This is a genomic window from Paenibacillus sp. SAFN-117, from assembly GCF_051966115.1.
GTDB classification, from domain to species: Bacteria; Bacillota; Bacilli; order Paenibacillales; family NBRC-103111; genus Paenibacillus_L; species Paenibacillus_L residui.
The window spans coordinates 1-13,630 of record NZ_JBQCLK010000003.1 but is presented as its reverse complement, the minus strand read 5'-3'; the positions used below and the strand labels follow the sequence as shown (position 1 = coordinate 13,630).

Annotated in this window: 13 protein-coding genes and 1 pseudogene; 12 read left to right on the top strand and 2 right to left on the bottom strand. The window is 53.1% G+C overall.

The features are described from left to right. Positions 1–45 precede the first annotated feature (45 nt). Positions 46–1,419, top strand: a complete 1,374-nt coding sequence (locus tag ACTHRH_RS03000) for a DUF3866 family protein (RefSeq protein WP_440414035.1) — start codon at positions 46–48, stop codon at positions 1,417–1,419. 58 nt (positions 1,420–1,477) lie between these two features. On the opposite strand, the pseudogene mciZ reads toward ACTHRH_RS03000, so the two are convergent. Beyond that, positions 1,478–1,543: pseudogene (mciZ, locus tag ACTHRH_RS02995) on the bottom strand (Z-ring formation inhibitor MciZ); the annotation flags it as partial. Between the two features lie 146 nt (positions 1,544–1,689). Between mciZ and ACTHRH_RS02990 the strand changes: the two are divergent. The 6 genes from ACTHRH_RS02990 (at position 1,690) to ACTHRH_RS02965 (ending at position 6,601) form a co-directional block, all read left to right on the top strand. Further along, a complete protein-coding gene (locus ACTHRH_RS02990) occupies positions 1,690–2,250 on the top strand; it encodes an NUDIX hydrolase (RefSeq protein WP_144935583.1) in 561 nt (186 codons plus the stop codon). Continuing rightward, positions 2,247–3,422, top strand: coding sequence for an endonuclease Q family protein (locus ACTHRH_RS02985; RefSeq protein WP_440414033.1), 1,176 nt, complete (start codon positions 2,247–2,249; stop codon positions 3,420–3,422). The genes ACTHRH_RS02990 and ACTHRH_RS02985 overlap by 4 nt, the downstream gene beginning before the upstream one ends. An 88-nt stretch (positions 3,423–3,510) precedes the next feature. Then, positions 3,511–4,179 (top strand): stage II sporulation protein M, encoded by a 669-nt coding sequence (gene spoIIM / locus ACTHRH_RS02980; RefSeq protein ID WP_144935577.1) that lies wholly within the window; start codon positions 3,511–3,513, stop codon positions 4,177–4,179. Positions 4,180–4,287: 108 nt separating this feature from the next. Next, positions 4,288–4,776, top strand: a complete 489-nt coding sequence (gene fur, locus ACTHRH_RS02975) for a ferric iron uptake transcriptional regulator (protein WP_144935574.1) — start codon at positions 4,288–4,290, stop codon at positions 4,774–4,776. Between the two features lie 409 nt (positions 4,777–5,185). Then, positions 5,186–6,301: an alanine dehydrogenase gene (gene ald, locus ACTHRH_RS02970; protein ID WP_440414030.1), complete on the top strand. Its 1,116-nt coding sequence runs from the start codon at positions 5,186–5,188 to the stop codon at positions 6,299–6,301. Between the two features lie 66 nt (positions 6,302–6,367). Further along, entirely contained in the window at positions 6,368–6,601 is a 234-nt protein-coding gene (locus ACTHRH_RS02965) for a DUF4227 family protein (RefSeq protein WP_440414028.1), read from the top strand. Between the two features lie 11 nt (positions 6,602–6,612). Here the strand turns inward: ACTHRH_RS02965 and ACTHRH_RS02960 are convergent, their stop codons facing one another. Next, positions 6,613–7,329: an MBL fold metallo-hydrolase gene (locus ACTHRH_RS02960; RefSeq protein ID WP_440414026.1), complete on the bottom strand. Its 717-nt coding sequence runs from the start codon at positions 7,327–7,329 to the stop codon at positions 6,613–6,615. Between the two features lie 509 nt (positions 7,330–7,838). Here ACTHRH_RS02960 and ACTHRH_RS02955 point away from each other — a divergent pair. The 5 genes from ACTHRH_RS02955 to ACTHRH_RS02935 all read left to right on the top strand — a co-directional run bounded on the left by ACTHRH_RS02955 (position 7,839) and on the right by ACTHRH_RS02935 (position 13,371). After that, the gene (locus ACTHRH_RS02955) at positions 7,839–9,302 is read left to right on the top strand and encodes an arylsulfatase (RefSeq protein WP_440414024.1); all 1,464 of its coding nucleotides are present in this window, start codon (positions 7,839–7,841) and stop codon (positions 9,300–9,302) included. Positions 9,303–9,427: 125 nt separating this feature from the next. Further along, entirely contained in the window at positions 9,428–10,324 is an 897-nt protein-coding gene (gene xerD, locus ACTHRH_RS02950) for a site-specific tyrosine recombinase XerD (protein ID WP_144935559.1), read from the top strand. 42 nt (positions 10,325–10,366) lie between these two features. Continuing rightward, positions 10,367–11,542 (top strand): phosphopentomutase, encoded by a 1,176-nt coding sequence (deoB, locus tag ACTHRH_RS02945; protein ID WP_144935556.1) that lies wholly within the window; start codon positions 10,367–10,369, stop codon positions 11,540–11,542. Between the two features lie 117 nt (positions 11,543–11,659). Further along, positions 11,660–12,499 (top strand): purine-nucleoside phosphorylase, encoded by an 840-nt coding sequence (locus ACTHRH_RS02940; RefSeq protein WP_144935553.1) that lies wholly within the window; start codon positions 11,660–11,662, stop codon positions 12,497–12,499. Positions 12,500–12,513: 14 nt separating this feature from the next. Continuing rightward, positions 12,514–13,371 carry a purine-nucleoside phosphorylase gene (locus ACTHRH_RS02935; RefSeq protein ID WP_144935550.1) on the top strand — a complete coding sequence of 286 codons (858 nt, stop codon included), beginning with the start codon at positions 12,514–12,516 and terminating at the stop codon, positions 13,369–13,371. Positions 13,372–13,630 lie beyond the last annotated feature (259 nt).

Genomic DNA, 13,630 nt, shown 5'->3' with positions numbered 1-13,630 from the left:
ATTAACGACATACATATACGGTAGAAGCCATGTGGGGGGATGGGGATGGTCGAGTGGGAATGGGGGACGGTGGTCAAAGAGCGGGAACGACGGAACGGCTATCAGGAGGTGTGGGTTCGGCTGTCGGGTCCGCGGACTCTGACCAAGGCCGTCGTCTATATGGAGCTGTACCCTGCGGCGGCCCCGGGAGATACCGTACTGCTTAACCGCACAGCGATCGGCCTGGGGCTTGGCTCCGGAGGCATCGATTTCGTGGCTGCCGTGCTCCGCAAAGGTCAGCTGAAGCGTCCGACAGAGGATATCCGGACTAGCAAAATTCCTATCCGATGTGTGGAGGACGAAGAGGCGATCTGGGGGCGCGGGGCTTCGCTGCGGATCGAAGCCTGCGACGAGTGGGCTGCTGAAGCTGTCAAAGCCGCGAAAACCTCAGGTGCAGCGGAAGCCTTAATTTGTGCGGAAACGGGAGTAATCCCGCTGAACTCGAATAGAGCGGAATCCGCTTCAGATACTAAGATTGATAGGCAGCAGCACGGACATATCATGAAATGGCGTTATACTCCCGTTCAGACTGTCGTGAAATCCGTCGAGGAGCCTGATAGCGAGCATCATTCATTATTTACGGAGGAGCGAAGCCTGGAAGGGACTCCGGTATTGATAGGAGAGCTTCACAGCATGCTCCCCGTTGCGGTCTGCTGGCTCCGGACATTGGCAGCGGCCGAATGCACCGAACGGATGCCGCGAATTGTCTATGTCATGACCGATGGGGGAGCTCTTCCGCTGGCCTTCAGCAGGCATGCTTCCATCCTCGGCGAGTGCGGATTCCTGGCTGGAACCGTTACATATGGCCATGCAGTCGGAGGAGATCTGGAAGCGGTTAATAAATATACGGCGCTCCTGGCGGCCAAACATGTTCTGAGGGCCGATCTGATCATTGTCACGATGGGACCCGGCATAGCCGGAACGGGTACGGTCTATGGCTTCAGCGGAATAGAGGCTGGGGAGATTGTTAACGCAGCAGCAGCGCTCGGGGGCCGGCCGATCGTTATTCCGAGGGTCAGCTTTGCCGATGAACGGGTACGCCATCGGGGACTGAGTCATCATGTGCTGACGACTTTGGCCAAGGTAGCCTCGCATCGGGCCATCCTGCCATTGCCGGATGATTTGCAGCCGTGGGAGAAGGAGCAAATCGTGCGGCAAGCCGAAGAATCAGGATGCGCCCGAAAGCATGACTTGATTTGGGTCGGCGGGAACAGCTCCGAACAAGTCGCGGAAGCGATTCGCTCTTATCCGGAGCCTATTCGGACGATGGGCAGGGGATGGAATGAAGACCGTGCCTTCTTCCTTGCCGTGGCCGCCGCTGCCGAAACCGGCTGGCGTCTGTGGAGATACCCGCATTACCGTTTGCCGAATGGCGGCTAGGGCCGGCCAGCCATTCGGCTACCTCCATTTGTCCTCCGTTGTGGCTTATCCGGTTTAAATAATGGCGGATTTCCCAGGCTTTTCCGACCAATCTGAACTGGTTAGCAGCTCTATAACTTTTCATGGAAGCCCCTCTTTCCTGCTAAGATCATGTTATAATTAAAAGATATGGATCTCCGGGACAAGTTATTCGCGATATTGTCGGCGGATGACCATGATTCACTCCGGAGGAACTTTAGCATCAAATCTATTTTTAGGGAGAAGGAAACCATGACAAATGCTAATGATAAATACGCTGAAGTGACACTGGAAACCGAGAAAATTTTTGACGGAAAGGTCATTTCCCTGCAGGTGGACCGGGTGAGGCTGCCGAACGGGGAAACGGCGACAAGGGAAATTGTCCGCCATCCGGGGGCGGTCTGTGTGCTGGCCTTGGTAGACGATAAAATGCTGGTTGTCGAGCAGTATCGCAAGCCTCTCGGCAGAAGTCAGGTGGAAATTCCGGCAGGGAAGCTGGACCCCGGCGAAGAGCCGAGCGAAGCGGCGAAGCGTGAATTGGAGGAGGAGACCGGCTATCGCTGCGGTTCAATGCGGCCTATCAGCTCCTTCTATACTTCGCCTGGTTTCGCGGACGAGCTCCTGCATTTGTTCTTCGCGGAGCAGCTAACACCCGGGCAGGCGAACCTTGATGAGGACGAATTTCTCGATTGCACGGCCCTCACCTTTGAACAGGCCAAGCAATATATAGCCGAGGGCCGTATAAGCGATGCCAAGACGATAGCCGCCGTCTATGCGTGGCAGATTTACCGGCTGACGGGAGACTTTCTATGAACCGGTATTACGTCGATTTGCACATTCATATAGGCCGGACTGAGAAGGGCAGCCCGGTCAAGATCAGCGCTGCCCGCAATCTTACTTTTTACAACATTGCCAAGGAAGCGGCCGAACGCAAGGGAATAGAGATGATCGGCATCATAGATTGTCAATCGCCTTCCGTACAGGAAGAAATTGATTTCTATTTGGATAAAGGGGAAATGACGGAGCTGCCCGGGGGCGGCATCCGCTATCACGACACGACCGTCATTCTGGGTAGCGAAATCGAAGTGCGCGATCCGGGGATGGGGCCTGCCCATCTGCTCGTTTATCTGCCTACCTTGGACCATATGCGCCGGTTTACAGAATGGCTGCGCCTCCATATGAAGAATGTGGAGCTCAGCTCCCAGCGCATCTATGTTCCCGCCCGGGTGCTGCAGCAGGAAGTAACGGCACGCGGCGGCATCGTCATCCCCGCCCATATTTTCACTCCGCACAAGAGTGTGTATGGAAGCTGCTCCTCCCGCATTTCCGATCTGCTGGATCTGGAATCGCTGGCCGCGGTAGAGCTTGGATTAAGCTCGGATACGGAGATGGCCGGCACGATTTCCGAACTGGATTCCTTGTCCTTCGTTACGAATTCCGACGCCCACTCCTTAGGGAAAATTGGCCGTGAATATAACCAAATGGCGATGAAAGAGCCTTCCTTCGAGGAATTGGTGCGGGCATTATCCGGCTGCGAAGGAAGAGCCATCACCGCAAATTACGGATTGAACCCGCGGCTGGGGAAATATCATCGAACCTTCTGTTCGCAGTGCGATACCATCCTCGATGATCAGGATTCCGCGGTAGACCGCTGCACCTGCTGCGGCAGCCGTAAAATTGTGCGCGGGGTTCTGGATCGGATCATGGAAATCTCGGACCGCGAAAGAGCGCCTGAAGTCGGCACCAGACCGCCTTATTTCTTCCAGGTCCCTCTGGAATTCATTCCCGGACTCGGTCCGTCCAAGCTGAATCAGCTCCTGAACCGGTTCGGATCGGAGATGAATATCCTTCATCAGGCTACGGAGGAATCGCTGGAAGCAGTCGTTGGCGGGGAAATAGCCCGTTACATTATGCAGGCCAGAGAAGGGGTTCTGCCTGTGGAGGTAGGAGGCGGGGGCCATTACGGGAAGGTTGTCCGATCCTAGCAATCTTCAACCCTCTCCTTCGAAAACATAGAATAATCTTCTATCTTGTCTCATAAGGTGAATTAATGGGACAAGAGGAGGAAGCCGCATGCCGAAGGATTTGCGCATGTATTCGAAGGATCAGTTATCGTTATATGTCTTCGTTGCTATGTTATTTGTTACCGGAGTGGTGTTCGGGGCCGTCTTGGTCCAAGCTTTGACGCTGGAGCAGAAGCAGGAAATCGCGCGGCATTTGGGACATTTCTTCCATACAATTGACCAAGGGGCGGAAGGCGATTTCAGCGGCAAGCATTCTTTCCTGCAGGCCCTGTCGCTTAATTTGAAATGGGTAGGCATTATCTGGATATTCGGTTTGTCCGTCATCGGGCTGCCGCTTATTTTCGCCCTCGATTTTATTAAAGGGGTGCTGATCGGCTTCAGCGTCGGTTTTATGGTCGGCCAATTTTCGTGGAAAGGGATGCTGTTCGCTCTAGCTTCCATCGCGCCTCAGAACTTGGTGCTTATCCCCGTCATTCTGACAGCCAGTGTAGCGGCGATCAGCTTCTCGATTCATCTGGTCAAAAACCGGTTCATCCAGCGCTCGGGCAGCATATATCCTATATTTGTAAAATATTCGACGACCATTCTGACCTTGGCCCTGATTGTGGTCGTTGTCTCCTTGTTCGAGGCGTATGTCAGCCCGGTCATTATGAAGTGGGTTACTCCGTATCTCCTGGCCCTGGCAGGATTGCCCGAAATGCCGGTCTCTCTCCTGTAGGCTGCTCGTCCGTGCAAAAGGTTTGACTTTATCGTTATAATCCCCCTATAATGAAAATAAATGTCGGTATGCCTTTCGACTGCTGGCAGTTTGGTAAGGGGGAGGAGAATGGAAACGCGGATCGAGAAGATTAAACAGCAGCTTCAATCTCAAGGTTATAAATTAACTCCCCAGCGAGAAGCGACCGTTCGCGTTTTGTTGGAGAATGAAGAAGATCATCTGAGCGCCGAAGATGTGTTCATGCTGGTCAAGGATAAATATCCGGATATCGGTTTGGCTACGGTATATCGGACATTGGAATTGTTAAGCGAGCTTCATGTCTTGGAGAAAATGAACTTCGGTGACGGTGTAGCCCGTTATGATTTGCGTAACGACAGCTCGCACCACCATCATCATCATTTAATATGTGTTCAATGCGGCGCGGTGGATGAGATCATGGAGGATTGGCTGGGACCGCTGGAAGAAAGACTCGAGAAGGAATTTTCGTTTAAGGTGTTGGATCATCGTCTCGACTTCCAAGGAATCTGCCATCGGTGTATCGGTAAGGAGAAGGAACAAGCCGCTGCCCCGGTTAAAAGTAGAATTAAACACTCTTAAGCCTGAATGTGCTGTAGGAGTGTTTTTTTACCACATTAGAAAGTTTTAAGTTTATTAAAGCATTAAAATGGAACAACTTTCTAATTGGCATAAAAAGTTACCTCTAAAACCGGGTTATTCGTCTTCGAAGAGGCTCCGTTAGAAGCTTTTTTTTACCACATGTGGACAATTTAAAGCATTGAGTTGAAAAAAATGCGATGGGCATAAATAGCCGGGCCCTGACTAGTACCCGGAATCAGCTTCTGTGGCCTTACTCTACTTACGAAGTGTTACAACGGATATTAACATCTAAGTAAAGGCTTCTCATAGAAGCTTTTTTTGTTGCTGTTCGGAGGGACGGATGGTAGAACGGCTTCTCCGGAAAGAATAGAACAAGGATTATCGAATCGATGGAAAGGAGCTTATTTGAATGATCATAGGTGTTCCCAAAGAAATTAAAGATAACGAGTATAGGGTCGCATTGACGCCTGCAGGAGCCTCAGTGCTTGCCGGGCAAGGACATCAGGTGCTCATCGAGAGGGGCGCGGGCAGCGGCAGCGGGTTCATGGATGAGGAATATATTCAGGCCGGTGCCTCCATAGGGAAGGATGCGGCTGAAGTATGGGGCCGCTCCGAAATGATTATGAAAGTCAAAGAGCCGCTTCCCTCCGAATATTGTTATTTTCGCAGCGGGTTGATCCTGTTCACTTATCTTCATTTAGCGGCCGCCGGGGAACTGGCTAATCATCTGACGGATAGCGGAGTAACTGCCATTGCCTATGAGACGATCCAAATGCCTAACGGAAGCCTGCCTTTATTGACGCCGATGAGCGAGGTTGCCGGCCGGATGGCAGTGCAGCTGGGGGCACGGTTTCTGGAGAAATTCCATGGGGGAAGGGGAATATTGCTGGGAGGGGTTCCTGGGGTGCCTCCGGCGGATGTCATCATTCTTGGAGGCGGTGTTGTCGGGACGAATGCCGCCAAGATCGCCGTCGGTATGGGGGCCAACGTAACGGTTCTGGAGAACAGCCCGGATAGAATGCGTTATTTGGATGATGTATTCGGGGGGCGGCTGCATACGCTTATGTCGAATTCGTACAATATCGCGGAGGCCGTCCGGCATGCCGATTTGCTGATCGGGGCCGTGCTGATTCCGGGGGCGAAGGCGCCGAAGCTGGTAACGGAGGAGATGGTTCGGACGATGAAGCCGGGAGCCGTCATTGTGGATGTCGCCATCGATCAGGGAGGAACGATCGCAACCATTGACCATGCAACCACCCACAGCGAGCCAACCTATTTGAAGCACGGTGTTGTTCACTATGCGGTGCCCAACATTCCTGGGGCCGTACCCCGCACCTCTACATTGGCATTAACCAACGTTACTCTTCCCTACGCCCAGCTATTGGCGGGCAAAGGATTGAAGGAAGCTGTGCAGGTTAATCCGGCGCTTGCTCTTGGGGTCAATACATATGGAGGAGCGGTCACGCATCCGGCGGTTGCCGAAGCAGTGGCACTCTCTTACCGGAAACTGTCCGAATTGCTGTAGCCCCAGGCATACATAGACGGACAAGATCATACTTTATCCATAACAGGAAGGGATGGAGGAATGGTCATGATCTTGTCTGTCCGGAAATGGGTGCAGAGATTTAAGTTTCTTATTACATTTATCGTCCTTACTTATTTGATGTATCTGTTGCTGGCGGTCATTTCCGAATGGATTCAGCCCGCCGACCGGTACAAAGAGCCGGGAGGCAGGGCCGTGAAAGTGTTCCAACCCGGCAGGCTGGCCGAAGAGCCTGACGGGATGATCGACAGGCTCAGAATGTTCTATTGGTATGGCCAGTAGCGTAAGTCGGATCAGATTTGGACAACCATGCCGTCGTAGGCGACTTGAATCCCGTCCGGCGCGAAAATACGAACCAAATCCTCATGGAGCAAGCCGCAGTTATGGGAGAAGTGGGTGGCAAACAACTGGGATTGGTCATCGATTTGGCCGCCCTCCCGAAGACGGCGCTTCACTTCCCGCACAGTCTCTACGTTCATATGATTTCTTTCCCGCTTGTCTGTAGTCAGCTGTCCGTTCGTGCAGTCCAGGAGAGCCATATTGATTTTTTTGCCCTCCAGCCAGCTCCAGGTTTCTTCCGGAAACCAGCCTGTGTCATGGCCATGCAGCAGGGCTTTTCCGTCTTTTTCGATATAATACAAATAACAGGTCTCCAGCGGATTGTGATCAGCCAGCAAAGCCGTTGCGCGGAAGGAGCCCAGGGCAACCGTTTGGAAAGGAAGCAGTCGGTGAAAGGCATACCGTTCCGAACGCGCTGGAACCGCTTTATAAGTTTGGGAGATAGCGGCATCATTTCCATAAATATGTAGAGGGGAAGCGCAGCCATGAGAATACCCTTCGACCCGGTTATACAAATCGTCGGGGAAGAAATGGTCGTAATGGGTATGCGTAAACAGCAGATGCTCGATTTTTCCGTAATCGATTTGGTCCCGCCATGCATGGAACAGAGAATCTGCCGGATAATCGATCTTGATGATATCATCAACAATGACCGAACTGCGCGATCGCATATTTCGGCCTCCAAGTTTTCTGGCTCTTTCGCAAGGCTCACAGCGGCAATGAGGGTTAGGGAATCCTTCCGCCGCGGCGGTGCCGAGAACGTGAATTTTCATAGTAAATCACACCGTCCTTGTCCCGATATAAAATAGTTAATTATGTTTATAAAAAGAAGGCGGCAAATATTGCCGACAATTGAATAATAACATAAGCGGGGACGATTTCCAGACTATTTTTGGGCGGAGAGAGTTCCTTTTTTGTATGCATAGAATCCGAAGAAAAATGCGGTATCGCACCCTTCGGATGTTTTTTCTGCTTATACGGTAAGCAGGAAACGCCGGGCTAATGGCGAATTTTACAAATAGGCCGACATTCGGGTAATCTGATGAACTCCGTTATGGAATGTTTGCCTCCTGCACATATCCAGTGACATGAACGCCATTTGTTCGTGAGGCGAATACGCTTTAATAGAAGCGATGAGACCGCCGGGTGGACTGGAAATGCCGACGAAGGGATGGAAGCGATGAAACCGAATATTCTTCTGATCATGGTGGATCAAATGCGTGGAGATTGCCTGAGTGTCCTGAATCATCCTGTAGTGGAAACCCCTAATCTGGATCAGTTGGCAAGGAACGGAGTGTTATTCCGCCGGGCCTACACGGCAACGCCAAGCTGCATACCGGCGCGGGCAGCCGTATTAACGGGCATGAGCCAACGTTCCCATGGAAGGGTAGGGTACCAGGATAAGGTACCTTGGGATTACGAGCGCATGCTGCCCGGCGAATTGGCCGCGGCAGGATATCATACCCAATGTGTCGGAAAGATGCATGTCTATCCAACCCGCAATTTGTGCGGTTTTCATAATGTAATTCTGCATGACGGTTACTTGCATCATAACCGTTATCGCCATGCCAATACGGTAGCGGAATCGTTCGACGCATGCGATGACTATTTGCCGTGGTTAAGGCAGCGGGCAGGAACGGAGGCGGATCTGACAGACCTCGGCCTCGATTGCAATTCGTCCACAATGGCCAGACCTTGGCACTTGCCGGAGGCATGGCACCCGACCAATTGGGTCGTTACGCAATCCATAGATTTTCTGAGGCGCAGGGATCCGCGGAAACCCTTCTTCCTGAAGATGTCGTTCGTACGTCCGCATCCGCCGTTCGACCCGCCTCAGTCATATTTAGACCTGTATAAGGACCTGGCGCTTCCCGAGCCTCCTTGTGGAGATTGGGCGGATACCGAGGATTTGGAACGGAACGGGCTGGACCCGGTAACCTCCCGCGGGAATGTTCCCAAGGAACGCTTAAGGCGGGCAAGAGCCGCTTACTATGCCCTAATCACTCATATAGATGCCCAATTGGGCCGTTTCTTCCAGACCATGATTGAATTCGGAGTGATGAATAATACAATTGTGTTATTTACTTCCGATCATGGAGAAATGCTGGGAGATCATCACTTGTTCCGAAAATCGCTTCCTTATGAGGGCAGCGCGAACGTGCCGTTCCTGCTGGCCGATCCCGGAAACCTGCTGGGGCTCCGTAAGGGAAGCGAGGTTAGGGACGTCATCGAGCTGAGGGATATAATGCCGACGCTGCTGGATTGCGCAGACCTGCCGATTCCGGATACGGTGGAAGGAAGCAGTGTCCTTCCGCTAGCGCGGGGCGACAAGGATGTTCAATGGCGCAATCAACTTCACGGGGAGCATTCCGCGGGCAAGTGGTCGAACCACTGGTTAACCGACGGCCGCCGGAAGTACATCTGGTATTCGCAAACCGGAGAGGAGCAGTTGTTTGATTTAACCGAAGACCCCCAGGAGCTTGTCAATCTTGCAGGCCGGCCGGAATATGCCGACGAACTGAGCGCGTGGCGTGCGAAGCTGGCTAAGGAATTGGCAGGCCGTGAGGAAGGATATAGCGACGGAACCCGGCTGCAGACAGGGATCCGGCCGGTAAGCTGCCTGTCGAGTGTGGCGCGGTCCTAATGACCGGCAGTTTCCGTTTTGGGCCGACGTTTAGTTTTCCCGCTAGGGGTATAGGATGGGTCATGACAGGGTAGTCCTCTTGGGAAAAGCTCATACTATTTTCAGGGAGGGAGTTTAAGTCATCCATGAAGTCTTATTTGCAGTCTTATATCTATTTTCTCTCCGTGGAACGGGGGCTCTCCTCCAACACGCTGGAAGCCTATGAACGGGATTTAAGCCAATATATTGACTATTTGAAGGAATCGGGCGTACATTCCTTAGACAGCCTGGCGCCGACGGATGTACAGGGATATCTTCTTCACTTGCGAAAGCAGGGCAAAGCAGCCTCGACGGTGTCCAGAACGATGGTTTCGATTCGCTCCTTCCACCGGTTCCTGCTGCAGGAGCGGATGATCGCGAAGGATCCCTCCGCGAATATGGATTCCCCCCGGCAGGAGAAGAAGCTGCCGAAAATTTTGTCACAGGAAGAAGTCGAGAGGCTTCTGGATACGCCCCAATGCTCCAAGGCGGCCGGCATCCGGGATAAGGCGATGCTGGAATTGCTCTATGCCACCGGTATTCGCGTAAGCGAGCTGATTTCGTTGGATATGGGGAGCGTCAACCTGGGCATGGGGTTCGTTCGCTGCATAGGCAAAGGCTCCAAGGAGAGGATTATTCCCGTTGGGCGTCTCGCCACCGAGTGGCTTAACCGTTACTTGGAGTCGGCCAGGCCGCAGCTTGCTAAGCCGGACCGGCCGGAGGACGCCTTGTTCCTCAACCAGAGAGGCACCGGAATGACACGCCAAGGATTCTGGAAAATTATTAAGCAATATGCACGCGAGGCGAATATAACGAAGGAGATCACCCCGCATACGCTGCGTCATTCCTTTGCGACCCATCTGCTGGACAACGGAGCCGATTTGCGGGCCGTTCAGGAAATGCTGGGTCATGCGGATATTTCGACGACCCAGATTTATACCCATGTCTCGCGGACACGCATGAAGGAAGTGTACGACCGAACCCATCCCCGGGCGAAATGGTAGGGTATCTATCGATTCACGATGACAAGGAGTGAGAGAACAGGGATGAAGTATGAACGGATTTGTCTGATTGTGCTCGACAGCGTAGGGATCGGAGAGCTTCCCGACGCCGCACGCTTTGGAGACGAGGGTGCCGATACCCTCGGTCATATTGCCGGGAGGGTGGACTTTTTCGATTTGCCGAACATGAAGCGCTTGGGGCTTGGCAATATTGCGCCGCTTGCCAAGGTTCCTTCCGTTCCGGATCCCGCAGCCTATTACGGAAAAATGGCGGAGGTCTCCGTCGGCAAAGACACGATGACCGGCCATTGGGAATTGATGGGGCTCAAGGTGACCATTCCTTTCAAAACTTATCCGGACGGGTTTCCACCGGAGCTGATAGAGGAATTCGAGAACAGAACCGGCCGCAAGGTGATCGGCAACAAACCGGCCTCCGGAACGGAAATCCTTCAAGAGCTCGGCGAGGAGCAGATGCGAACCGGGGCCTGGATCGTCTATACTTCGGCGGACAGCGTATTTCAACTGGCTGCCCATGAAGAGGTAATTCCGCTGGAGGAATTGTACCGGGCCTGCGAGATTGCCCGGGAATTGACTCTGCGGGACGAGTACGCCGTCGGCCGTGTCATCGCGCGTCCGTATGTCGGATCGTCCGGCAATTTTACGCGTACGGCCAATCGTCACGATTATGCCGTCAAGCCGCCGGCTCCTACGGTCATGAACAAGCTCAAGGACGCAGGGCTGGATTGCATTGCTGTGGGCAAAATCAACGATATTTACTCTGGAGAAGGGGTCACCGAAGCCATCCGCACAACAAGCAATGCGGACGGTATCCAGAAGACGGCGGACCGACTCAAAAGCCCTTATCGGGGGCTGCTGTTTACCAACTTGGTCGACTTCGATTCCTTGTACGGGCATAGACGCGATCCGGAAGGCTATGCGAAGGCCCTGATGGAATTTGACCGGAGCCTTCCCGGCTTGACGCAGGGAATCGGGAGCAAGGATTTACTGATTCTCACGGCCGATCACGGAAATGATCCTTATCATTCCGGGACCGATCATACCCGGGAATACGTCCCGCTTCTCGTCTGGAGTCCTTCACTGCAATCCCCGGTATCATTGGGGATAAGATCGACCTTTGCCGATTTGGGGGCCACGATTGCCGATAACTTCGGTGTGGAATGGAGAGAGAACGGAACCAGCTTTCTGTCCCAATTAATTTGATAAAGCGGAGAAATAGCCTCGAAATCTTGAAAGTAGCTAACGGCAGCATACGCTGCCGCTTGGATTTATCTGAAGCACTACACCGGATTAATAACATGGGAGAAAGGAGCCAGGCAAATGACACATGAAGAACAAGCCTCCACATACGCCAAAATAGAGGAGGCGGCTCAATGGATACGCCAACGGATTGCCATTACCCCGTCGGTCGGCCTTATTCTCGGCTCGGGGCTCGGGGTGCTGGCCGATTCCGTAGAACGGCCCGCCGTACTTCCCTATCGGGATATTCCTCATTTTCCGGTTTCTACGGTCGAAGGGCATGCCGGTGAGCTTATAGTCGGAACTCTGGACGGACGCCCTCTCGTTATGATGAAGGGGCGGTTTCATCTGTATGAGGGGTATGACGGAGAAGCGGTTACGCTCCCGGTCAGAGTGATGAAAGCACTCGGTGTCCGCACGTTACTGGTGACGAATTCCGCCGGAGGAATCAACCCTGATTACCGGGTGGGAGACTTCATGCTTATTCGCGACCATATCAATTTCATGTTCCGAAACCCGCTGATCGGACCGAATGACGGCCGACTTGGCCCCCGTTTCCCCGACATGTCGGAAGGGTACAGCCGCCGGCTGCTGGAGCTGGCAAGACAAGCCGCTTCTGAACTGGGGCTGGAAGTGAGGGAAGGGGTCTATGTAGGGATGACCGGCCCCACCTATGAAACTCCTGCAGAGGTCAGAATGCTCAGGAAACTGGGCGGAGACGCCGCCGGAATGTCCACCGTACCTGAAGTAATCGCCGCCCGTCATTCCGGCATGGAGGTATTCGGGGTGTCGTGCATTACTAATATGGCGGCGGGAATGCTGGATCAGCCGCTATCGCATGACGAGGTAGTCGCCACAGCCAATAGAGTCCGTTCCAAATTTATCGATTTGATGCGGACTTTGCTATCCAAGCTGAATTAAGGGAGGAAGGGAATATGCAGACAGTCCAGTATTGGAATGAGGTTCGGGAAGCGGCGGAGAGCTTGCGCAATCTTTTGCAGGGAAGAACCCCGCAGATCGGGCTGGTGCTGGGTTCGGGACTCGGAGACCTCGCGGAACAAGTCACCGAGGCGGTGAGCATCCCTTACCGTCAGCTCCCGCACTTCCCGGTTTCTACCGTGGAAGGCCATGAAGGGCAATTCGTGGCGGGGCTGCTGGAAGGCAAGCCGGTGATCGTTATGCAGGGAAGGCTCCATTATTATGAGGGCTATACCATGAAGAAAGTAGTTTTTCCCGTCTATGTAATGAAAGCTCTTGGAGTCCGTTCTTTAGTGATGACCAATGCGGCTGGAGGAATGAACCGGACGTTCAAGCCGGGCGATTTAATGGTGATAAGCGATCATATCAACATGACCGGAACGAATCCGTTGATTGGCCCGAATGACTCCGGATGGGGACCCCGATTCCCCGATATGTCGGAGGCCTATGACCGCGGATACAGACAATTGGTACGCCGTTTGGGCGAAGAAATGGGGCTGGGAGAGAGCGCCTCTCCTTCACGGCTGCAGGAAGGAGTCTACTGCGGAATCAGCGGCCCGTCCTATATGACTCCAGCGGAATTAACGATGCTTGCCCGCCTGGGAGGAGACGCCATAGGGATGTCCACGGTAGGGGAAGTCATTGCCGCACGGCACTGCGGACTTAAGGTGCTGGGTATATCCTGTATAACGGACATGGCTATTGGCGAGGAACTGGAGGAATTAACCCATGAGCAGGTTGTCGAAACAGCCAATCGCGCCAAGCCGGCATTTCAGTCTTTAATTCGTGCTTTCTTGCGGGAGCTGCCTCTTTAACAACTTGCGTCAGAAGTCTCCTTCCTCAGCGAAGCAGGTGGGAGATGAATGACGCCTTTCCCGAAAATTTTCGCTGGGAAGAGCATGTGTTTGTTCTAATCACTTTGATGCAAATGTATGGTATACTGATGATATAGAACAAACGTTCCGGAAAGGTAGGTTTTCCATGATTCGAGCTCAAATTGTACGTTTCCATGCCTCGAAACGAGATGTCGAACGACTATATGCCTGTAATCGCGAATCTGCCCAGGTGTGGAAT